Here is a 21,831-nt window from a genome sequence, read left to right as displayed (position 1 = left end):
CACCTCCTGGCTGGGCACAGGATCGATCCGCGCGCGCCCTGCGTCAATCCCTGCGACCGAACAGGCGTTCGATGTCCGACAGCTGCAGCTTGACCCAGGTCGGACGGCCGTGATTGCACTGGCCCGATTTCGGCGTCCGCTCCATCTCGCGCAGCAGGGCGTTCATCTCGTCCGCGCCCATCCGGCGGCCGGACCGGACCGACCCGTGGCAGGCCATCGACGACAGCACCGCATCGATGCGTGCCTGCAGCCGGTCCGAGGCGCCCTGATCGGCCAGATCGTCCAGGATGTCGCGGATCAGCGCGCGCCCGTCCAGCCGCGCCAGCATCGCGGGCACCTCGCGCAGCGCGACCGCGCCCGGGCCGAACGGCTCGACCACCAGACCAAGCGCGGCCAGATCGGCAGCGATGGACAGGATGCGATCGGCATCGGCCGGGGACAGCTCGACGATCTCGGGGATCAGCAGGGCCTGGGCCGGGATGCCCGCGGCCTGCGCCTGCGCCTTCAGCCGCTCATAGACCAGCCGTTCATGGGCGGCATGCTGATCGACGATCACCAGCCCGTCGGGCGTCTGCGCGATGATGTAGTTTTCGTGGATCTGCGCGCGCGCGGCCCCCAGGGGCGCGTCCTCCATCGGCGCGTCGGCCACGACCGGGTCGAACCGCGCCGACGGCGTCTCGGCAAAGCCCGGCATCTGCAGGTCCAGCGCCGCCCGCACGGCCGCCGCCGACGGCCTGTCGGCCTGCCATGCGGGCCGCGGGTCTGACCGGTTTTCGGCCAAAGGTTCGGGCCCCGGTTCGACCTGCACCGCCTGCAGCGTCGCGTCGCCTACCGTGCTGGAGGCGCGGTGCCCGGCCCCCGCCATCGCGTGGCGCAGGCTGCCCACGACCAGCCCGCGGGCCGATTGCGGGTCGCGGAACCGCACCTCGGCCTTGGCCGGGTGGACGTTCACGTCCACCATCTGCGGATCGCATTCCAGAAACAGCACCGCCGCCGGATGCCGGCCCGCCGCCAGCACGTCCATGTAGCCCGCCCTGAGCGCCCCGGTCAGCAGCTTGTCGCGCACCGGCCGCCCGTTCACATACAGATGCTGCGCCACCGCCGCCCCGCGCGAATAGGTCGGCAGGGCGGCATAGCCCGTCAGGGTGATCCCGTCGCGTTCTGCATCCATGGGCAGGGCGTTGTCGATGAAATCAGCCCCCATCAGCCGGGTCAGCCGCGTGGTCAGCGCCCCGAACAGCTCTCCCTGCTCGGCATCGGCGCGAAAGATCTCGCGCCCGTCGGCGGTCAGCGAAAAGCCCACATAGGGTTCGGCCATCGCCAGGCGGCGCACCGTGTCGGCCACCGCCTGCGTCTCGGCCCGGTCGGTGCGCAGGAACTTCAGCCGCGCGGGCGTGGCAAAGAACAGGTCGCGCAGCTCGACCACGGTGCCGCAATTGGCGGCCGCCGGGCGCAGCGGGTCCAGCCGCCCCCCGGTGACCGCGATGGACGCCCCCTCGCCCCCCAGCGTGCGCGAGGTGATGGTCAGCCGCCCGACCGCGCCAAGCGAGGGCAGCGCCTCGCCGCGAAAGCCGAAGCTGGTGATGGCCAGCAGGTCGGTCCCGTCGATCTTGCTTGTGGCATGGCGCGACAGGGCCAGCGGCAGGTCGTCCGGCACCATGCCGCAGCCGTCGTCGGTGACGCGGATCAGCCGCTTGCCGCCGTCCTGGATGGCGATCTCGATCCGGGTGGCGCCGGCGTCCAGCGCGTTCTCGACCAGTTCCTTGACCGCCGAGGCCGGGCGCTCGACCACCTCGCCCGCCGCGATGCGGTTGGCGGTGGCCTCGTCCAGCTGGCGGATCACGGGGCGGCCGTCGGGGCGTATCTTGGGGGCATGGCTGTTCATCGCCCCAAATCTAGCAGGACTGCCCCGCGGCTGCCAGAGATTCGCGGGACATCAGCCCCCCGGAACGACCGCGCCGCGCCCCTTGGGGGCGCGGCGCCACCGCTGTTGTCCGTTCAGTTGGTGACAGGGTCCGATTCGATCCCCTCGGGGCGGCCGACCAGCACGAAGCGCAGCCGTTTGGGGTCCAGCAGGCGCTGCGCCACGCGGGACACGTCCTCGGACGTCACCGCCTCGACCTTGGCATTGCGGGTATCGATATAGTCGATCGGGAATCCTATCAGCTGCATGCCTGCCAGGATCGATGCGATGCGTCCGTTCCCGTCGAACCGCAGGGGATATTCCCCGGTCAGATAGGTCTTGGCATCGGTCAGTTCCTGGTCCGTCACACCCTCGGCCATGCGGGCCCATTCGGCGCGGATCAGCTCCACCGCCTCGGCCGTGGTGGCGTTCGATCCCGACATGCCGCCCTGCCAGGTCTGGCCGTACAGCCCCGTGGCCAGCGCCGTTCCCACGCCATAGGTCAGCCCGCGCTTCTCGCGGATCTCCTCCATCAGGCGGGAACTGAAGCCCCCGCCGCCCAGGATGTGGTTGGCGACGAAAGCCGCGAAATAATCGGGGTCGTCGATCGGGATGCCCGGCCCGGCAAAGGCCACCACGGTCTGCGGGCTGTCCCAGTCGATGACCGTCGTGCCGCCGGTCACCTGCAGCTCCGCCTGCTCGGGCAGGGGGGCGGTCGCCTGTTCCGGCAACCCGCCCAGGATGCGGTCCAGCAGCAGCCCCAGCTCCTCGGCCGAGATGTCGCCCGCCGCGCCCACGACCACCCGGTCGCGCGCCAGCACGCGGTTCTTGGCCGCCACCAGGTCCTGCCTGGTCAGGGCCGCGACGCTCTCCGCCGTCCCGTTGATCGAGGTCGCATAGGGATGCTCGCCCCAGGCCTGCGCCGCCATCTCCTTGGCGGCGATGCTGTTCGGATCGGTCGCCTCGGACCGGATCACCGCCTGCACCTGTCCGCGCACGCGCGTCAGCGCATCGTCGTCGAACCGCGGCTGCGCCAGCGCCTGAGCCAGCAGGTCGGCGGCGGCGTCGCGGTTCTCGGTCAGGGACTGGAAGCCCACGGACACCGTGTCGTCGCTGGCCGAAAAGGACAGCCGTGCGCCCAGGTCCTCGATCGCCTGGGCGAACTGCGTGGCGCTGTTCGACCCGGCGCCCTCCTCCAGCAGCGCGGTCATCATGTTGACGGCGCCGCGCTTGCCCTCGGTGTCCATGCTGGCACCGCCGCGGAACTGGATGTCCAGCGCCACAAAGGGGATGCTGTCGTCCTGGACCAGCCAGGCCTTGATCCCGCCCGGAGAGGTGACGTCCTGGATCTCGATCGCCTGCGCCGGCACGGCCAGCAGGGCAAGAACGGTGGCGATTGCGGCACGGATCATCCTTGCACCTCGGTCTGTTCGTCGGGGGTGGCCGGGGCCGGTTCTTGGGTCGCGGCGGCCTCCGCCTCCGCGGGGGCGGGCAGCAGCCAGCCGGTCACGGCGGGCGCCTGCAGCACGTCGCGGGCGGCGGCCATCACGTCCTCGGCGGTGACCGCGTCCAGGATGTCGGGCCAGTCGTTCACGTCCTGCACGGTCAGGCTGGTCGACAGCCCCTGGCCATAGTCATAGGCCCGGCCATGCGCCGAATCGCGCGAATAGATCTCCTCGGCCCGGATGCGGGTCTTGACGCGCTCCAGGTCGGCCTCGTCCGGACCCTCGGCCAGAAACTGCGCCAGCGCCTCGTCCAATGCCGCTTCGGCCTCCTCGGGCGGGGTGCCCTCGGCCGGAACCAGCGACAGCATGAATTCGGTCCGGTCCAGCGACAGCCCGTCATAGCTGGCCCCCGCCCACAGCGCGGTTCCCGGCAGGGTCAGCTGCTGCGCCAGATACGAGGTCTGCGACGACCCGCCCAGCAGCGCCGCCAGCACGGTCAGCGCCGCCGCATCCTCCTGCGCGCCCGGATCGCGTTCCGCGGCCAGCACTGTGCGGATCATCCGGGGCTGCGCGACGCGCGGGTCCGACATCTCCAGCCGCCGCGCGGTCCGCTTGGGCGGCTCTTGCGGGCGGATGCGCGGTTCGGCCTCGCCCTTGGCGGGGATGGCACCGTAATGCTCCTCGGCCAGGGCACGCGCCTCCTCGGGGGTGACGTCGCCGGCGATGACCAGAACGGCCTCGTTCGGAGAATAATGCGTGTCGTACCAGGCGACCGCGTCGTCGCGGGTCAGCGCCTCGATCTCGTCGCGCCAGCCGATGATCGGCCGGCCATAGGGGTGGTTGTCATAGACGACCGCGTTCAGCTCCTCGGCGAACAGGGCGGCGGGGTCGCTGTCGACACGCTGCGCACGCTCCTCCAGCACGACCTGGCGTTCGGCCTGCCAGTCCTCATCGCGGATGTTCAGGTTTGCCATGCGGTCGGCTTCCATCCCCATCACCAAGGGCAGGCGGTCGCTGGCGATGCGTTGGAAATAGGCCGTGAAATCCCACGAAGTGAAGGCGTTGTCGCTGCCCCCGTTCGCCGTCACCGTCTTGGACAACTCTCCAGGCTCCAGCGTATCGGTGCCCTTGAACATCAGGTGTTCCAGATAGTGCGCGATGCCGGACTTGCCCGGCACCTCGTCCGCCGCGCCGATCTTGTACCAGACCATCTGCACCACGACGGGCGCGCGCTCGTCCTGGATGACCACCGTCTCCAGGCCGTTGGGAAGGGTGAAATGGGTGACGCCGTCGGGCATCGGGGCGGCGGCGTCCTGCGCCAGGGCGGGCAGGCCGGTCAGCGACGTGCCAAGCGCCAGGGCCACTGCCAGGGCGGAACGGGATGCGGGGTAACGCATGGGTGGAGCAACCTCCTCTTGCTGAGGGGCAACTTGGACTTCAGGGGCAGGCCGCGCAAGCCACGCTCGCGCGAATGTGCAGCGCCGGCGGCAGGGTCGCGGCGCCAGCCGCACGCCCGGACGGCCCCCTCGATGGGGGCGGGCCGGGCGACCCGTTCCGACCCGCGCGCCGGTCAGGCGGTCAGACGCACCGGCAGGGACAGCGGCCCATGCGCCTGCAGCCCCTGTTTCCACCGCACCGGCCCATCCGCCGCCATCCCCGGCGCGCGGGCCAGCAGGGCCGTGAACAGCGTCTCCATGTTCAGTCGCGCTAGATTATTGCCCAGACAGACATGCACGCCTGCGCCAAAGGCCAGATGCACGTTCGGACGGCGGGTGACGTCAAAGCGGTCGGCATCGGCAAAGGCCTCGGGGTCGCGGTTGGCCGACGCGTAAAGCAGCCCGAACAGCGTGCCCTTGGGCCAGTCCCGCCCGCAGATCGTCAGGTCCTCCGACGCATAGCGGTGAAAGAACGGCAGCGGCGCGGAAAAGCGGAACATCTCCTGCACCGCCTGCGGCATCAGGTCCGGCTGCGCGCGCAGCAGGGCCGCCTGGTCCGGGTGATCCAGCAGCGCCACCATCCCCGACCCCAACACGTCGATGGTCGATCCATGCCCTGCATGCAGGATCTGCATGATCGTGGCGATCAGTTCGTCATGGGTCATCAGGCCCGCGCGCTCGGCCTCGATCATCGCGGACATCAGGTCGTCGCGCGGGCAGGCGGCGCGTTCGGCGTGCAGGTCCTCCAGCAGCGCCGCGAACAGGCGCGTGGCCTCCTCGGCGCGGGCCTTCTTGGCGGGCGTCCGGTCGATGTCGAAATAGCTGACCACGTGATCGGACCATTCGGTCATCTGCGGCGCCAGCGCCGGGTCCGTGCCGATCAGGTGGCCGATCACCTGTCCAGGCAGGTGCGCCGCCAGATCGGCGATGAAATCGATCCGCCCCTGCGGCACCAGGCGGTCCAGCGCGGCATCGACCCAGGCCGTCACGAAGCCGCGCATCCCCTCCAGCCGGGTCCGGGTAAAGAACGGGAACACCGCGCGGCGCAGCCGGTCGTGATCCGGCCCGTCCGTGTCCAGCATCGAGGTCTGCACGAAGCGTTCGTGGAACGGCATGTCGTGGAAGTTGCCCGCGACCTGCATCGCGCGCACCTGTTCGCGCGGGGCAAAGGCCGCGGGCGCGCGCACCATGCGCCGGTCCAGCGCGATGGCGCGCACATCCGCCATGCGCGATGCCAGATGGCCACCGAAGCCCGGCCAGAGGGGCAGGCCCGGCTGCGCCCTGAGCGCCGCATAGGCGGGCCAGGGATCGGCCCCGAAACCGGGGTCCGTCGGGTCGAAGACGGCGGTGCTCACTCTGCCGCGGGCGCCGGCGCGGTCGAGGTGATGGCCCCGGCGCGCTGCCAGCGCCGCTGTTCGCTGACGGGGTCCAGCGCCATCGGCGCATAGGCGCGCTGATAGACCGGCGTGCCCATGATGCGCTCCAGCGGGCGGCGGCCGTTGCGGGCCCGCCATTCGGCGTCCGATTGTGCCAGGCGTTCGCGGATCTGCGGGTCGGTGCCCGCGCGGGTGGCCTGCGCGACCAGCGCCTGGTCCGCGGCCCCGATGCCCTGGTTCGCCAGGCGTTCCGGGTTGCCGCCCAGGGCGGCGACCGCGTCGCCGCGGGGGTTCGGGTCGGTGATGTTCGCGCCGCCCGGCGTAGGTGCGGGCAGCACCGCCAGATCGGGCGGCATCGACAGCGACCGCGTGGGCAGGATCGCGAATTCATCCGGCCCCACCTGGCCCGCGCCGATATTGTTCAGCGTCCCGCCGCCACAGGCGGAAAGCCCCATCGCGGCCGCAAATCCGATCACCAGCGCGCTTGTCCGCATGTCCTGCCCCCTTTGGTCCGTTGCGCCGTTCTAGCCCGGTTTTCCGTCGCCGTCACGACCCTGTCGGTCGGCGGGCGCGAACAGGTCGGGCTGGCGCGGACCGGCGGGCGGCGGCGAAGGCACCTTGGGTGCCGGACGCGCAGGCGGCTTGGGCGCCGTGCGCTGTGTGCGGGGCTTTGCCGGGGCGGGGGTTTCGGTCGTCTTGGGCTGCGGCATCAGCACCAGCCCCAACGCGCCCGCAAAGATCGAGATGTCGGCCACGTTGAAGCTGTAGGGGTTCTGCCAGCCCGGCAGCGACATGTTCAGGAAATCGGCCACCGCACCATAAAGAACGCGGTCCACCACGTTGCCCAGCGCGCCGCCGATCAGCAGCCCGGCCGAAATGCGGGCGAACCGCCCCAGGCCCGCGCGCCAGACCCAGATCCATACCCAGGCGCAGATGACCAGCGCCACCCCGATCAGCACCCAGCGCATGATGTCCGTATCCGACGCCATCAGGCCAAAGTTCACGCCCTGGTTCCAGGCCATGCGCAGGTTCAGCCAAGGGGGAAACACGTCGATCGACCGCACGCGGTCCAGGTCCAGCATGTGGACGACGACGTATTTCAGCGCCTGGTCGGCCAGAAAGATCGCCAGCGCGACCCAGATCACCGGCCGCATGTCGCTGCGCGCGGGCTGGGGTGCCGGGCGCGCCTTGCGGGCGGCGGGTTTCGCGGGCGCGGCCATCAGTGGCGGAAGTGACGCTGGCCGGTCAGGACCATCGCCAGCCCAAGGCGGTTGGCCGCCGCGATCACCTCGTCGTCGCGCATCGACCCGCCGGGCTGGATGACCGCGCGGGCGCCGGCCTCGGCCAGGGCCTCGATGCCGTCGGCAAAGGGGAAGAACGCGTCGGACGCCACCGCCGCGCCATTGGTCAGCGGTTCCGACAGGCCCAGGACCTGGGCCATGTCCTCGGACTTGCGCCGCCCGATGCGGGTGCTGTCCACGCGGCTCATCTGGCCCGCGCCGATGCCGACGGTGGCCAGGTCCTTGGCATAGACGATGGCATTGGATTTCACGTGCTTGGCGACGGTCCAGGCGAACATCAGGTCGGCCAGTTCCTGTTCCGACGGCTGGCGGTCGGACACGATGCGCAGGTCGGCGCGGGCCACATGGCCGTTGTCGCGACCCTGGATCAGCATGCCGCCCGACACCTGCCGGAAGGTCAGCCCGCCCGCCCGCGGATCGGGCAGACCGCCCGTGGTCAGCAGGCGCAGGTTCTTCTTGGCGGCAAAGATGCGGCGCGCGTCGGCGTCGGCATCGGGGGCGATGACGACCTCGGTGAAGATCTTGACGATCTCCTCGGCGGTGGCCCCGTCCAGCGGCTGGTTCAGCGCGATGATGCCGCCGAAGGCGGAGGTGCGGTCACAATCAAACGCCCGCTTATAGGCCTCCAGCGCGGTCGCGCCCTGGGCCACGCCGCAGGGATTGGCGTGCTTGATGATCGCGCAGGCGGGGCCCTCCGCCGGGTCGAACTCGGACACCAGCTCGAAGGCGGCATCGGTGTCGTTGATGTTGTTGTAGGACAGCTCCTTGCCCTGATGCTGCTGCGCGGTGGCAACGCCGGGGCGCGCATCGCCCGTGACATAGAAGGCCGCCTGCTGGTGCGGGTTCTCGCCATAGCGCAACCCCTGCGCCAGCGTGCCGGCAAAGGCGCGGCGGCGGGGCGTCGCCTCACCGATGGCGTCGGCCATCCAGGTGCTGACGGCGGCGTCATAGGCCGCGGTGCGGGCATAGGCCGTCTGCGCCATCCGCTGCCGGAAGGGCAGGGTGGTCCCGCCGTTGGCGTCCAGTTCGGCCAGAACGGCGTCGTAATCCTGAACGTCCACGACAACGGTGACAAAGCTGTGGTTCTTCGCGGCGGCGCGGATCATCGCCGGGCCGCCGATGTCGATGTTCTCGATGCAGTCGTCATAGGCCGCGCCCTTGGCGACGGTCTCCTCGAACGGATAGAGGTTCACGACCAGCAGGTCGATCGCGCCGATGCCATGCTCCTCCATCGCCGCCACGTGGTCCGCGTTGTCGCGCAGCGCCAACAGGCCGCCATGCACTGCCGGGTGCAGCGTCTTGACGCGGCCGTCCATCATTTCCGGGAAACCCGTCACGTCCGCCACGTCGGTCACGGACAGGCCCGCGTCGCGCAGGGCCTTGGCGCTGCCGCCGGTGGACAGGATCTGGACGCCCCGCGCATCGAGGGCGAGGGCGAAATCGATCAGGCCGGTCTTGTCGGAAACGGAGAGAAGCGCGCGTCGGATGGCGACGGGGTCGGACATGGGGGCCTCGTGTCTCTGGGTGACGCCCAGTTACCGAAACCCCCGCCGAACGTCCAGCGCCTCAGCGCTTGCGGGACGAGAACAGCTGCTGCGCCAGCTGCACCGCCGCCACGACCATCACGGCCGTGCCGATCCCCGAGGCAAGGCCGCCCGCACCCTTGGCCGCCGTGCTGGCGCCGCGCGTGCGCAGGACGGCCTGCGCCAGTTTCAGTCCCATCGCGACAGTGGTCAGCCTCATCTGGTCATCCTTTCATCCGCATTCGCGGAAGGAAGGCGCAAGGCGGCCCGACGGTTCCGTTCAGCCGGGCTTGCGCAGGCACGCCATGTAGAACCCGTCCATCCCGCCCCGGTCGGCCCAGTAATCCGGGCGCAGGCGCAGGCCGCCCTCCTCGGTGATCCAGGCAGGGTCAATGCCGGGCAGGTCGATCCGCGACGGGTCCGGGCGTTCCACGATCACGCCGGGATGACGGACCAGCACCTCGTCGATCTGGACCTCGCCCTCGTCGGGGATCAGCGAGCAGGTGGCATAGACCAGCCGCCCGCCGGGCCGCAGCACCGACAGCGCGTGATCCAGCAGGGTCGCCTGCAGCTCGATCAGCTCGGCGATGCCGTGGCCGTCGCGGATGAAGGGCAGGTCGGGATGGCGGCGGATGGTGCCCGTGGCGCTGCAGGGCGCGTCCAGCAGGATCGCGTTGGGTGCCACGTCTGGGCGCCAGTCCAGCACGTCGGCCGCGACCCGATCGGCGGTCAGCCCGCAGCGGGCCAGGTTCTCGGTCACGCGGCGCAGGCGCTGTTCGCTGATGTCCACGGCGGTGACATGGGCACCGGCCGCCGCCAGCTGCAGCGTCTTGCCGCCGGGCGCCGCGCACAGGTCTGCGATGCGTTCGCCGGGCCGCGGGGCCAGCAGGCGCGCGGGCAGGGCCGCGGCGGCGTCCTGGACCCACCACTGGCCCTCATCGAACCCCGGCAGGGCGGTCACCTGCACCGGACCCTGCAGGCGCCACGACCCGGTGGGCAGCGCATCGGCGCCCGGCACCGGGTCCGCGCCGGGCTTCATCGTCAGGTCCAGGGGCGCGCCGCGCTGATGGGCGGCCTCGATGGCGGTCATCACCGCGTCGCCGTAAGCCTCGACCAGCGGGCCGCGCAGCCATTCGGGCAAGGGTTGCGGGGCTAGGTCGGCCCAGCCCTGATACGCCCCCGCCTTGCGCAGGACCGCGTTGACCATGCCCGCCGCCGCCTGGCCGCGCGCGCCCAGCGTGCGGGTCAGGTCGACCGCCGCACCCACGACGCCGTGGGCAGGGGCGCCCAGCTCCAGCATCTCGACCACGGCCAGGCGCAGCACGTCGGCGATCTGGGGGGCGGGCCTGCGGTTCACGAAGGCGTCGATCACCACGTCCGCGCGACCCTGATGGCGCAACGTCTCGGCCGCCAGCCGGGCCGCCCGGGCCTGTTCGGCAACCGGCAGCGCGCGCAGGCTGCCGGACTGGTCCGACAGGGACCGCCCGTCGCGAACGCCCTGGATCAATCGCAATGCGCCCTTGCGCGCCATATCGCCGCCCGGCTTTGCCAAAACGCTTTCCTTTGCCTAAGTGATGTTCAACACTGTTCCGCGACCCCTTACGCCCATTCGGAGGATCTTTCCATGAGCGATGACACCCCCGCCCTGCCCGCCGCCGCACAGCGCGCCCTGGCCGAGGCCGAGGCCCGCAGGAAACAGCAGGCCGGCCAGATCCTGCCGGTCGAATACGGCGGGCGCGACGGGCCGGAGCCGGTCCGCTATGGCGACTGGGAAAAGGGCGGAATCGCGGTGGATTTCTGAATGGACTGGTTGCGGGCATCGGCCACCCAGCAGGGCCGCGCCATCATGGCGGGGGTCCTGGACCCCATCGACCAGACCGAGGCCTATCTGGCCGCCGCGAAGGATCACCCCGACTGCGCGCGCATCTATGCCCGCCTGACCGCCGCCCGCGCCCGGTCCGAGGCCGTGGCCGCCCATGACCGCGCGAAACAGGAACGCCGCCACAGCCTGCTGGACGGCGTGGCCATCAGCTGGAAGGACAACATCGACAGCGGCGGCACCGTGACCGAGGCCGGATCGCGCCTGCTGGAGGGGCGCGTGCCGCGCAAGGACGCCAACATCCTGGCGCGCGCGGCCCGTCGTGGCATGGTCTGCCTGGGCAAGACCCACATGACCGAACTGGCGTTTTCCGGGCTGGGGCTCAACCCGCGCACGGCGACGCCGCCCAATGCGCTGGACCCGGACCTGGCGCCGGGGGGCTCTTCATCCGGGGCGGCGGTGTCGGTGGCGCTGGGGCTGGCGGCAGCGGCGGTTGGCACCGACACGGGCGGGTCCGTCCGCGTGCCCGCGGCCTGGAACGGGCTGGTGGGGTTCAAGCCCACGCATGGCGCGCTGCCCGAAAAGGGCGTGGTGCCCTTGGCGCGCAGGTTCGACATCGCGGGCCCCATCGCCCGCAGCGTCGAGGACTGTGCTCAGATCTTTGCGATCATGGCCGACCAGCGGGCCCCCGACCTGGACGGCGCCAGCGTGCAGGGCCTGCGCCTGATGGTGCTGGAGGGGCTGCCCTTCGACGACGCCGAATCCGGGCCGGTGACGGCGTTCCAGGACGCGGTAGATAGGCTGGGTCGGGCCGGTGCGCAGATCGCGCACGTCTCGACCGACTGGCTGGACAAGGCCATGGCCCTGTCGCCGCAGCTGTTCGCCCCCGAGGCCTATGGCATCTGGCGCGCCCAGATCGAGGATGCGCCGGAACTGATGTGGCAGCCCATCCTGGAGCGGTTCCGCGGCGGGGCAGGGGTCAGCGCGCCCGACTATGTCGCGGCATGGGAAAGCCTGGCCCGCGTGCGCCGCAAGTGGATCAAGGAGGTCGTCGGCGGATACGACGCCGTGCTGCTGCCGACGGTGCCGATCCTGCCGCCCGCGACCCAACGGCTGATGACCGACGGGTCGGAATTCGTGCGCGCCAACCTGCTGACCCTGCGCAACACCCGGATCGCGAACCTGCTGGGCCTGCCCGCGATCACCCTGCCCACCGGGCACCCGGCCTGCGGGATCAGCCTGCTGGGCCATGCCGGTCAGGACCGGCATCTGCTGCGCGTGGCGGCGGGGGCCGAGGCCGCACTGGCGTGACCGGGTCTTTGCTGGACGCAAGGCCCGGATCACGCTAATGTTTCCGCCAAGGAACGGGGCGCAGACCCCGAAAAGCGAGGCAGAGATGGCATTCCCCGAGCGGTTCTCGAACCTGCCGGACTACGCGTTCCCGCGTTTGCGGGCGCTGTTGTCGGATATCGAGCCGGGGCTGGCCCCCGGCGAATCCCCCATGATCCTGACCATCGGAGAGCCCCGCCACCCGATGCCCGGTTTCGTGGCGCAGGTGATGGCCGACAGCCTGCCCGAACTGGCGAAATACCCCCCGAACGAGGGCGCGCCCGAACTGCTGTCGGCGATCGGGGGCTGGCTGGACCGCCGCTATGGCCTGGAGGTTTCACCTGACCGGCTGATGGTGCTGAACGGCACGCGCGAGGGGCTGTTCAACGCGGCCCTGGCCCTGTGCCCCGAGACCAAGGCCGGCCAGCAGCCGATCGTGCTGGTGCCGAACCCGTTCTATCAGGTCTATGCGGTCGCCGCCGCCGCTGTGCAGGCGCAGGCGCTGTTCGTGCCGGCCACGCCCGCCACGGGCAACTTGCCCGATTACGCGGGGCTGGACCCGGCGCTGCTGGACCGGGTGGCGCTGGCCTATCTGTGTTCGCCCGCCAACCCGCAGGGGGCGGTGGCCGACCGCGATTACCTGGAAACGCTGGTGACCTTGGCCGAAAGGCACGATTTCCTGATCCTGGCCGACGAATGCTATTCCGAGATCTGGCGCGATGCGCCCCCGCCGGGTGCCCTGCAGGTCGCGACCGCGATGGGCCTGCCCGACCGGGTGGTGATGTTCAATTCGCTGTCCAAGCGGTCGAACCTGCCCGGCCTGCGGTCGGGCTTCGCCGCGGGCGGCCGCGCCCAGATCGCCCAGATGCGGCGGCTGCGCAACTATGCGGGCGCGCCGCTGCCGCTGCCGGTGCAGCGCGTCAGCACCGCCGCCTGGTCGGACGAGGATCACGTGGCCGCCAGCCTGGCGCTGTATCAACAGAAATACCGCATCGCAGACGAAATCCTGGGCGACATTCCCGGCTATCTGCCGCCGGAGGGCGGGTTCTTTCTGTGGCTGCCGGTGGCCGACGGCGAACAGGCCGCGCGGACGCTGTGGGCGCAGGCGGGCATCCAGGTGCTGCCCGGCGCCTATCTGTCGCGCGACGTGGACGGGATCAATCCCGGCGCGGGCTTCATCCGGGTGGCGCTGGTGGCCGATGCCGACCAGACGCGCGCCGCGCTGACCCGCCTGCGGGCGGTCCTATATGACGAAACGGGGGGCTGAGATCATGGCAAGCTGGCAGGCGAAACACCGCGACCCGCTGTTCGACCAGTCGACCCAGGCCGCCCTGGAACGACGCGGCAAGGAGGCCATCGGCGCAGGGCTGATCGTGCTGGGCATCCTGATCGCGATGATGCTGGGCAGCTGGTCGCCCGACGATCCCAGCTTCGGGTCGGCCACCGACGCGCCGGCGCAGAACATGCTGGGCGGGATCGGGGCGATGATCGCCTCGGCGCTGATCATGATCGCGGGCATGGGGGCCTGGATGCTGGTCGTCGCGGCCTGGGTCTGGGGCCTGCGCATGATGCTGCACAAGGGCGAGGAGCGCCTGATGCGCGGCATCTTCACCCCGATCGCCGTGGCCTTGGTGTCGATCTATGCCAGCACGCTGATCCCCGGCCCCGAATGGCAGCAGAATTACGGCCTGGGCGGCCATTTCGGCGACATGGTGATGGGTGCGATGCTGAACCTGCTGCCGATGAAGGCACAGCTGGGCATCCGCCTGGCGGCGCTGCTGGTCGCGGTGGCCGTGGTCGCGGCGGCGGCCTTCGTCCTGGGTTTCGACCGGACAGAGGTCGCGGCCCTGTGGCTGCGGTTCCGGCAGGGGCTGGCGACGGCGCTGCACGGGACGGTTCTGGCGGGATCGGCCGCCGCCGGCGCGGCGCAGCGCCTGCGCCAGCCGCGCGCCGAGGGTGCCACCCCCCGCAAGGCCGCACCCGCCGCCCGCCGCCGTTCCGCCCCGCCGGCATTCGAGCTGGAATCCGAGATGCCCGAGCCAGAGCTGATCGAGCGCGATTCGCATTACGAGGGCGCCGCCCCGTCCGAGGCCGAGGTCCGCGGCCGCATCAGCGACGCCATCCGCACCAGCACCGCCAAGTCGTCGGTGCTGAAGGCGGTCGCGTCCCGGCTGGCCCGCGAGGGTGCGCCCGCGACCCCCGCCCCCGAGGAGCCGGTCGACCCGCGCCCCTTCGGCGCCGAGACGCCGCGCCAGATCATCGCCCCCGCCAAGCGCGCCGAACCCTCGCGCAGCGCGCGGGCCGAGGCCGAGCCCGCCCTGCGGTTCGACGACAGCGGCAGCCCCGCCTATGAGCGGCCCCCCCTGGCGCTGCTGTCGGCGCCATCGGACAGCGACGTGGTGCCCGTGTCCCACGAGGCGCTGATGGAGAACGCCCGCATGCTGGAGGCGGTGCTGGACGATTACGGCGTCAAGGGCCAGATCACCGAGGTCCGCCCCGGCCCGGTCGTGACGCTGTACGAGCTGGAACCCGCGCCGGGCCTGAAGGCCAGCCGCGTGATCGGGCTGTCCGACGACATCGCCCGGTCGATGTCGGCCCTGTCCGCGCGCGTCAGCACCGTTCCCGGCCGCACCGTGATCGGGATCGAACTGCCCAACGCCAAGCGCGAAAAGGTGCTGCTGCGCGAGATCTTCGCCTCGCGCGCCTTCGGCGACGGCACGCAGCCGCTGCCACTGGCGCTTGGCAAGGACATCGGCGGCGATCCCGTCGTGGCGAACCTGGCCAAGATGCCCCACCTGCTGATCGCGGGCACCACCGGGTCGGGCAAGTCGGTCGCGATCAACACCATGATCCTGAGCCTGCTCTACAAGCTGACGCCGGACGAATGCCGGCTGATCATGATCGACCCCAAGATGCTGGAACTGTCCGTCTATGACGGCATCCCGCACCTGCTGTCCCCGGTCGTCACCGACCCCAAGAAGGCCGTCGTGGCGCTGAAATGGGTCGTGGGCGAGATGGAGGACCGCTATCGCAAGATGTCCAAGATGGGCGTGCGCAACATCGAGGGCTATAACGGCCGCGTCACCGAGGCCCTGAAGAAGGGCGAGATGTTCAAGCGCACTGTCCAGACGGGCTTTGACGAGGATACCGGCGACGCGATCTGGGAGACCGAGGAGTTCCAGCCCGAGACCTTCCCCTATATCGTCGTGGTCGTCGACGAGATGGCCGACCTGATGATGGTCGCCGGCAAGGAGATCGAGGCCTGCATCCAGCGCCTGGCGCAGATGGCCCGCGCCTCGGGGATCCACCTGATCATGGCGACGCAGCGTCCCTCGGTCGATGTCATCACCGGCACGATCAAGGCGAACTTCCCCACGCGGGTCAGCTTTCAGGTCACCTCGAAGATCGACAGCCGCACCATCCTGGGCGAGCAGGGGGCAGAGCAGCTGCTGGGCCAGGGCGACATGCTGTACATGGGCAACGGCGCGCGCGTCACCCGCATCCACGGTCCCTTCGTCAGCGACGAGGAGGTCGAGGAGATCGTGACCCACCTGAAATCCTTTGGGCCGCCCAGCTACAAGTCGGGCGTGGTCGAGGGCCCCGAGGACGACAAGGCCGACGACATCGACGCGGTGCTGGGCCTGGGCGGCGACGGATCGGACGATGCGCTGTATGATCAGGCCGTGATGATCGTGGCCAAGGACCGCAAATGCTCCACCAGCTATATCCAGCGCAAGCTGGCCATCGGCTACAACAAGGCCGCGCGCCTGGTCGAGCAGATGGAGGAGCAGGGCGTGGTCAGCAGCGCCAACCATGTCGGCAAGCGCGAGGTGCTGGTCCCCGAGGTCTGATGACCGCGGTAGGGACCGGCCAGAACGGGATGTGGCCATGACGATCTGGCAGTTGCACATGCTGAACGCCCGCAGCGCCCTGACGCCCGTCATGGCCGAGATCCGCGCCCATGCGCGCGAGATGGTGGCGATGGCCGAGGCGCATCTGGACCTGCCCCGGTTCGACCTTGTGGTGCGGGCGGGCGACGGGGTGATCCCCGAATGGGGCATCGCGGGCCACGCCCCGGCCCCCGGCATCATCGAGATCACGCTGGACCCCGACCGGGTCGAGCCCGAGCATTTCCGTCGCACCCTGATCCACGCACTGCATCGCCTGACGCGGTGGGATGGGCCGGGATACGGTCGGTCCCTGGGCGAGGCGCTGGTCAGCGAGGGGCTGGCGGGACATTTCGTCCAGCAGGTTCTGGGCGGGCCGCCAGACCCCTGGGATCAGACGCGGCCGGGGCTGGGCACGCTGAAGCAGGCCGCGGGGCTGTGGGCGCGCCGTGACTATGATCACGGCGAGTGGTTCCTGGGGCGTGGGCGGATGCGCAAATGGACTGGCTATGGCATCGGGCACCGCCTGGTGGCCGAGCACCTGGCGCAGGTCGAGGGGCAGGATGCGGCATCGCTGGTCTGGCAGCCCGCGGAGGAGTTCCGCGCGGCGCTGCGGCGCCTGATGGCCGCCGAGGGGATCGAGGACGCCTTCGACCCCGAAGACATCGTCCGCGACGATGCCGCCGCTGCTGAGCCGGAAGCAGCCATCGAAGATGCGCCGGTCAGCGACGATCCGGGTGACGCTGACCCGGTGGAACAGCCTGCGACGGACAGCACCACCGCAGCGGTGGCGGATGACGAAAGCGCGCAGATTGCGTCCCGCGACGCCGGGGGGCAGGCCCCCCGGACCCCCCAGGACGGCTGAGGGCCGCACCGGCGTCGGCAGGGGGTCAGCGGCGCGGGATCAGGGCAAAGATCAGCCCCAGCACCAGGCCCGCCACGCCCCCGCCCAGATGGGCCTGCCAGGCGATCGACGGCATCAGCAGCGTCAGCGCCACATTCAGCCCCAAGATCAGCGCCACGGCGCGCACCAGCGGGCTCATCGGGCGGTGACGGCGGCGCAGGGTGATCGCTGCATAGCCGACCAGCGCCCCCGCCAGCCCGAAGACCGCGCCCGAGGCGCCGACCATCGGCCCGGCATCGGGCTCCATCCAGGCGAAGACCATGCCGGCGGCGATCTGGCTGAGCAGATAAGTCAGCGCCATGCGGGCCGATCCGATCATGCGCACCAGCTCTCGGCCGACGGCGGCCAGGGAGATCATGTTCATCACCAGATGCAGCGGTCCGGAATGCAGCAGGCCGTAGGTCAGGAACATCGCGACCCCCTGACCCGGATAGAGTCCGACCCCGTCGCCCACCAGCGGCGCCCAGAAGCCGCCCAGCATCACCGAGGCCGTTCGCACGCTGCCCAGGCCCAGCATGGGCGCGGCAAAGCAGAACGCCTCGATCATGCAGCAGGCGATGATGACGGTCCGCAGCCACAGGGGCAGGGCGGCGGGTTCGGGCCGGCGCGCGGCCGCCACCCGCGGGATCGCCACGGGGCGGTCCATGTCGGTCACGCCCCTGCGCGCGGGTCAGTCATCGGCGCGGATCTGGCGGGCCTCGTCGATCAGCATGATCGGGATGCCCGAACGGATCGGAAAGGCCAGCCCCGCCGTGCGGGACACCAGCTCCTGCGCCTGGGCGTCGTAGCTGAGCGTGGCATGGGTCACCGGGCAGACCAGCGCCTCCAGCATGTGGCGGTCGAAAAGGGGGGCATCGGTCATTGCAGGCGTTCCTCGTTCTCTCCGCCGTGCAGGGCGAATTCGATCAGGCCGACCAGCAGCTCGCGACGGTCGGCCAAGGTGGGCGATTCCAGCAGTGCCTGCTTGTCGCCGGGGGTGAAGGGCAGCATCATCGACAGCGAATTGATCAACAGCTCGTCCTCCGCCTCGGCGGCGGCGTCCCAGTCCGTCGACAGCTCCTGCGTCTGCATGTAGCGGTCCAGCAGCGAAAACAGCGCCTTGCGGTCCAGCGTCGGATCCTGCTCCGGGCCGGACAGGTCGCGCCCGAACGAGGACCAGTCGACGCGGCCCTGCAGGTAGGGGGCAAAGCCCTCCTCGACCTCCTGCAGGCGAAACCGCGAGATCGCGCCAAGCGAGATCATCATCCGCCCGTCGCCGGTTTCCGAGAACGCCACGACCCGGCCCGCGCAGCCGATGGCGGACAGGCCGTCACCCTCGGGCTGGATCATCCCGATCAGGCGGTGATCGGTCTTCAGCGTGTCTTCCAGCAGCTGCAGATAACGCGGCTCGAACAGGTGCAGCGGCATGCGGGCCCGCGGCATCAGCACGGCCCCGGGCAGCGGGAACAGCGGGATGCGGTCGGGCAGGTCGAAACGCAGCGCCATCGGTCAGGCGAAGATCAGCGAGGACAGGCGGCGGCGGCCCTTCTGCCCGATGGGGTCGGTGGGCTTGAGGCTGTCGAAGATCGTGATCAGCTGCGCCTTGGCGGCGCCGTCGTTCCACTCGCGGTCGCGGCGGAAGCTGTCCAGAAGGATGTCGATGGCGGCCTCCAGCTGGCCGTCGGCATGCAGCGCCTGCGCGTATTCCAGCCGCGCCTGCTGATCGGCCGGATCGGCCTGGACACGGGCGGCCAGATCGTCCAACGGACCGGCGCTGGCGGCCTGCTGGGCCAGGGCCAGCTTGGCGCGCGCGGCCTCGACCGGGCCGGCATGGGCCAGGGGGCTTGGCACCTGCGTCAGGGTCGAGGCGGCGGCGGCATGGTCGCCCGCGGCCAGATGGGCACGGATCAGCCCGCCCCAGGCCTCGGGGCTGTCGGGCAGCTCTCCGATGATGGCGGTGAAGGTCTCGATGGCGTCGGCGGCCTCGTTGTCCTCGATCATCTGCTCGGCCGCGGCAAGGGCGTCGGCCAGGCCGCCGTCATCGCCCGACATCGCGGCCAGCTTGTCGACGAACTGCTTGACCTGGCTGGCGGGCACCGCGCCTTGGAAGGCATCGACCGGCTGGCCCTGGAAGAAGGCATAGACGGTCGGGATCGACTGCACGCGCAGCTGGCCCGCGATCGTCTGGTTCTCGTCCACGTTGATCTTGGCCATGCGCACGCGGCCCTTGTGGCGGGCGACCTCGGCCTCCAGCGCGGGGCCCAGCGTCTTGCAGGGGCCGCACCAGGGCGCCCAGAAATCGACGATGACGGGCACCTGCATCGACGCCTCGACCACCTCGGCCATGAAGGTGGCCTCGGTCACGTCCTTGATGAAGTCGTCGGTCTTGGGCGCTTGGGCCCCCTCGAAAAGCATGGTCATCCTGGCCCCGCATGGTTCGGTTGGCGTGTTCCCCGCAATATGGGGCGCTTGGCGGCTGAACGAAAGGGCCGGTTTGCGCGTTGCGATCACGCAGGCCTCACGGCCGTGTGAAGACATGAGGGACATGACCATGACAGAGACCCCCCCGACCCGGCCGGGCCTGCCGCCTTTGTGGCTGGCCGTGCTGCCCATCGTGCTGACGCTGGGCCTTCTGGCGCTGCAGCTGTTCTATTACGGCGATTTCACCCCGCACATCCCACTGATCCTGGGGCTGGCCATCACCGGCCTTCTGGGCGTCCTGCGCGGGCAGGGGTGGATGGACATCCGCGAGGGGGTGTTCCACGTCATCCACGTGTCCATGCCGTCGCTGTCGGTGCTGATCGTGGTGGGCATGATCATCGGGGTCTGGATCGCGTCGGGGACGGTGCCGACGCTGATCTATTACGGTCTGACATTGCTGAACCCGCAGATCTTCCTGGTCGCGGCGATGGTGCTGTGTGCGGTCGTGTCGCTGTCCCTGGGCACCAGTTGGGGAACCGTAGGCACCGTGGGCGTGGCGCTGATGGGCATCGGCGCGGGTTTCGGCATCCCGGCCTACTGGACGGCGGGGGCGGTCGTGTCGGGGGCGTTCTTCGGCGACAAGATCTCTCCGCTGTCGGACACGACGAACCTGGCGCCGGCGGTGACGGGGGTGAACATCTTCGATCACATCCGCAACATGCTGCCCACGACCGTGCCCGCGATGCTGATCGCGCTGGTCATCTATTTCATCGCGGGGACCTGGCTGATCTCTCCCGCCGAGACCAGCATGGCGCGCATCGACGCGATCACCGACACGCTGGCCGCGCAGTTCACGCTGGGCTGGGTGCCGATGATCCCGGCGCTGGTGGTGATCGTGCTGGCCGTCACGCGCCGCCCGCCGCTGCCGTCGCTGTTCGCGGGGGTGCTGCTGGGCGGGACCATCGCGATCTTTCTGCAGGGCGCGGGGTTGCACGACGTCTTCACCTATGCCCAGTCCGGTTACGCGATCGAGACGGGCGTGGCCGACATCGACAGCCTGCTGAACGCGGGCGGCATCCAGTCGATGATGTGGACCATCTCGCTGATGCTGATCGCGCTGGGATTCGGCGGCGCGCTGGAGCGGACCGGCTGCCTGGAGGCGATCATCAACGCCATCATCAGCCGCGTCAAAAGCTTTACCGCCGTGCAAAGCAGCGCCATTGCGACCGCCTTTGCCACCAACGTGGTGGCGGGCGATCCCTATATCTCGATCGCGCTGCCGGGGCGGATGTATGCGCCGCTGTACCGCGGCATGGGCTATTCCACGCTGAACCTGTCCCGCGCGGTCGAGGAGGGGGGCACCCTGATGTCCCCGCTGATCCCGTGGAACGCGGGCGGGGCCTTCGTCATCACCGCCCTGTCGCTGGGTGTGATGGACGGCAACCTGACGAACCTGCTGTACATCCCGCTGGCCTTCGCCTGCTGGACGGCGCCGCTGATCGGCATCCTCTACGCGGTCACCGGCTGGTTCTCGCCCCAGGCGACCGATGCCGAACGCCGCGAGTGGGACCGCCAGAACGAGGACGTCCTGGACCTGGGCGATCACGCCCTGGGCGAAAATGCCTAGAGGTCGAAGCTGGCCATGACGGGGACGTGGTCGCTGGGCCCCTCCCAGCCCCGCAGGGGGCGCAGGATGCGGCTGCCATGGGCTGCGCCTGCAATGTCGGCGGTGGCCCAGATATGGTCCAGCCGCCGGCCCTTGTCGGCGGCGTCCCAGTCCTTGGCGCGATAGCTCCACCAGCTGTAGAGCAGCCCCTGCGGGATGTCCTGCCGGGTGACGTCCACCCAACCGCCCGCATCCTGCGCGGCCAGCAGGTGCTCGACCTCCACCGGGGTATGGCTGACGATCTTCAGCAGCTGCTTGTGCGACCAGACGTCGTCCTCGCGCGGGGCGATGTTCAGGTCGCCCACCAGGATCGACCGGGTCGGGCGCTCGGCGTGGAACACGTCGCGCATCTCGGTCAGGAAATCCAGCTTCTGCCCGAATTTCAGGTTCTGCTCGCGGTCGGGGATGTCGCCGCCCGCGGGGACGTACATGTTGTGGATCACCACGCCGTTCTCCAGCCGGGCGGCCACGTGCCGGGCATGGCCCAGCTGCGCGTAATCGCGGTCGCCCGCATCCTCCAGCGGCAGGCGCGACAGGATCGCCACCCCGTTGTAACCCTTCTGCCCCCGCGCCACGATATGCGTGTATCCCAGGTCCGCGAACCGGGTCAGCGGGATCTTGTCCACCGGCGACTTGCATTCCTGCAGGCACAGCACGTCGGGCGCCTCCTCCTCCAGCAGGCGGGCGACCAGACCCTCGCGCAGGCGGACCGAGTTGATGTTCCAGGTGGCGATGGTGAACATGGGGCAGGCTCCTTTGGGCGCGGACCCTAGCGGCGCGACCCCGGCCTGTCGAGGCGCAGGCTTGCCATATGATCCCCGCGCGCTATGCAAGGGGCTGTT

Annotated in this window: 20 protein-coding genes; 6 read left to right on the top strand and 14 right to left on the bottom strand. The window is 70.2% G+C overall.

The genetic code is table 11. The features are described from left to right. Positions 1-43: 43 nt before the first annotated feature. The 9 genes from mutL to EOJ32_RS01155 all read right to left on the bottom strand — a co-directional run bounded on the left by mutL (position 44) and on the right by EOJ32_RS01155 (position 10,536). A complete protein-coding gene (mutL, locus tag EOJ32_RS01190; RefSeq protein ID WP_127897442.1) occupies positions 44-1,885 on the bottom strand; it encodes a DNA mismatch repair endonuclease MutL in 1,842 nt (613 codons plus the stop codon). 113 nt (positions 1,886-1,998) lie between these two features. Beyond that, positions 1,999-3,315: a pitrilysin family protein gene (locus tag EOJ32_RS01185; protein WP_127897441.1), complete on the bottom strand. Its 1,317-nt coding sequence runs from the start codon at positions 3,313-3,315 to the stop codon at positions 1,999-2,001. After that, a complete protein-coding gene (locus EOJ32_RS01180) occupies positions 3,312-4,745 on the bottom strand; it encodes a pitrilysin family protein (protein WP_127897440.1) in 1,434 nt (477 codons plus the stop codon). Before EOJ32_RS01180 ends, EOJ32_RS01185 begins: the two co-directional genes overlap by 4 nt. Before the next feature lie 173 nt (positions 4,746-4,918). Next, positions 4,919-6,139: a cytochrome P450 gene (locus tag EOJ32_RS01175; protein WP_127897439.1), complete on the bottom strand. Its 1,221-nt coding sequence runs from the start codon at positions 6,137-6,139 to the stop codon at positions 4,919-4,921. Next, on the bottom strand, positions 6,136-6,654 hold the full coding sequence (locus EOJ32_RS01170; protein ID WP_127897438.1) for a DUF3035 domain-containing protein: 519 nt from the start codon (positions 6,652-6,654) through the stop codon (positions 6,136-6,138). Before EOJ32_RS01170 ends, EOJ32_RS01175 begins: the two co-directional genes overlap by 4 nt. Positions 6,655-6,684: 30 nt before the next feature. After that, positions 6,685-7,380 (bottom strand): signal peptidase II, encoded by a 696-nt coding sequence (gene lspA / locus EOJ32_RS01165; RefSeq protein WP_240542468.1) that lies wholly within the window; start codon positions 7,378-7,380, stop codon positions 6,685-6,687. Beyond that, on the bottom strand, positions 7,380-8,966 hold the full coding sequence (purH, locus tag EOJ32_RS01160; RefSeq protein WP_127897437.1) for a bifunctional phosphoribosylaminoimidazolecarboxamide formyltransferase/IMP cyclohydrolase: 1,587 nt from the start codon (positions 8,964-8,966) through the stop codon (positions 7,380-7,382). The genes lspA and purH overlap by 1 nt, the downstream gene beginning before the upstream one ends. A 61-nt stretch (positions 8,967-9,027) precedes the next feature. After that, positions 9,028-9,204, bottom strand: coding sequence for a hypothetical protein (locus tag EOJ32_RS20025; RefSeq protein ID WP_157001474.1), 177 nt, complete (start codon positions 9,202-9,204; stop codon positions 9,028-9,030). 60 nt (positions 9,205-9,264) lie between these two features. Beyond that, the gene (locus tag EOJ32_RS01155; RefSeq protein WP_371705763.1) at positions 9,265-10,536 is read right to left on the bottom strand and encodes an RsmB/NOP family class I SAM-dependent RNA methyltransferase; all 1,272 of its coding nucleotides are present in this window, start codon (positions 10,534-10,536) and stop codon (positions 9,265-9,267) included. 72 nt (positions 10,537-10,608) lie between these two features. Between EOJ32_RS01155 and EOJ32_RS01150 the strand changes: the two genes are divergently transcribed. The 5 genes from EOJ32_RS01150 to EOJ32_RS01130 all read left to right on the top strand — a co-directional run bounded on the left by EOJ32_RS01150 (position 10,609) and on the right by EOJ32_RS01130 (position 16,884). Further along, entirely contained in the window at positions 10,609-10,785 is a 177-nt protein-coding gene (locus EOJ32_RS01150; RefSeq protein WP_042251299.1) for a DUF1674 domain-containing protein, read from the top strand. Then, the gene (locus EOJ32_RS01145; protein ID WP_045982477.1) at positions 10,786-12,114 is read left to right on the top strand and encodes an amidase; all 1,329 of its coding nucleotides are present in this window, start codon (positions 10,786-10,788) and stop codon (positions 12,112-12,114) included. It begins immediately after the preceding gene. A gap of 85 nt (positions 12,115-12,199) precedes the next feature. Continuing rightward, positions 12,200-13,399 carry an aminotransferase class I/II-fold pyridoxal phosphate-dependent enzyme gene (locus EOJ32_RS01140; RefSeq protein ID WP_127897436.1) on the top strand — a complete coding sequence of 400 codons (1,200 nt, stop codon included), beginning with the start codon at positions 12,200-12,202 and terminating at the stop codon, positions 13,397-13,399. Positions 13,400-13,403: 4 nt separating this feature from the next. Next, positions 13,404-15,983: a DNA translocase FtsK gene (locus EOJ32_RS01135; protein ID WP_127897435.1), complete on the top strand. Its 2,580-nt coding sequence runs from the start codon at positions 13,404-13,406 to the stop codon at positions 15,981-15,983. 37 nt (positions 15,984-16,020) lie between these two features. Next, the gene (locus EOJ32_RS01130; RefSeq protein WP_164871370.1) at positions 16,021-16,884 is read left to right on the top strand and encodes a DUF2268 domain-containing putative Zn-dependent protease; all 864 of its coding nucleotides are present in this window, start codon (positions 16,021-16,023) and stop codon (positions 16,882-16,884) included. Between the two features lie 25 nt (positions 16,885-16,909). Here EOJ32_RS01130 and EOJ32_RS01125 read toward each other — a convergent pair whose 3' ends face one another. Genes EOJ32_RS01125 through trxA form a run of 4 tightly spaced genes read right to left on the bottom strand, consistent with a single transcriptional unit; the run spans position 16,910 to position 19,317 of the window. After that, positions 16,910-17,569, bottom strand: coding sequence for a rhomboid family intramembrane serine protease (locus EOJ32_RS01125; RefSeq protein WP_127897433.1), 660 nt, complete (start codon positions 17,567-17,569; stop codon positions 16,910-16,912). A gap of 24 nt (positions 17,570-17,593) precedes the next feature. Beyond that, a complete protein-coding gene (locus EOJ32_RS01120) occupies positions 17,594-17,785 on the bottom strand; it encodes a Trm112 family protein (RefSeq protein ID WP_045983714.1) in 192 nt (63 codons plus the stop codon). After that, complete coding sequence (locus EOJ32_RS01115) at positions 17,782-18,408, bottom strand: LON peptidase substrate-binding domain-containing protein (protein WP_045983713.1); 627 nt, start codon at positions 18,406-18,408, stop codon at positions 17,782-17,784. Before EOJ32_RS01115 ends, EOJ32_RS01120 begins: the two co-directional genes overlap by 4 nt. Positions 18,409-18,411: 3 nt before the next feature. Beyond that, the gene (gene trxA / locus EOJ32_RS01110) at positions 18,412-19,317 is read right to left on the bottom strand and encodes a thioredoxin (protein ID WP_371706106.1); all 906 of its coding nucleotides are present in this window, start codon (positions 19,315-19,317) and stop codon (positions 18,412-18,414) included. A gap of 136 nt (positions 19,318-19,453) precedes the next feature. Here trxA and nhaC point away from each other — a divergent pair, with 136 nt between their 5' ends. Further along, positions 19,454-20,950, top strand: coding sequence for a Na+/H+ antiporter NhaC (nhaC, locus tag EOJ32_RS01105; protein WP_127897431.1), 1,497 nt, complete (start codon positions 19,454-19,456; stop codon positions 20,948-20,950). On the opposite strand, the gene EOJ32_RS01100 is transcribed toward nhaC, so the two are convergent. Beyond that, a complete protein-coding gene (locus EOJ32_RS01100) occupies positions 20,947-21,732 on the bottom strand; it encodes an exodeoxyribonuclease III (protein WP_127897430.1) in 786 nt (261 codons plus the stop codon). The genes nhaC and EOJ32_RS01100 overlap by 4 nt on opposite strands. Positions 21,733-21,831 lie beyond the last annotated feature (99 nt).

Source organism: Paracoccus sp. Arc7-R13 (genome assembly GCF_004010775.1).
GTDB classification, from domain to species: Bacteria; Pseudomonadota; Alphaproteobacteria; order Rhodobacterales; family Rhodobacteraceae; genus Paracoccus; species Paracoccus marcusii.
This window is presented reverse-complemented; position numbering and strand designations above follow the sequence as displayed.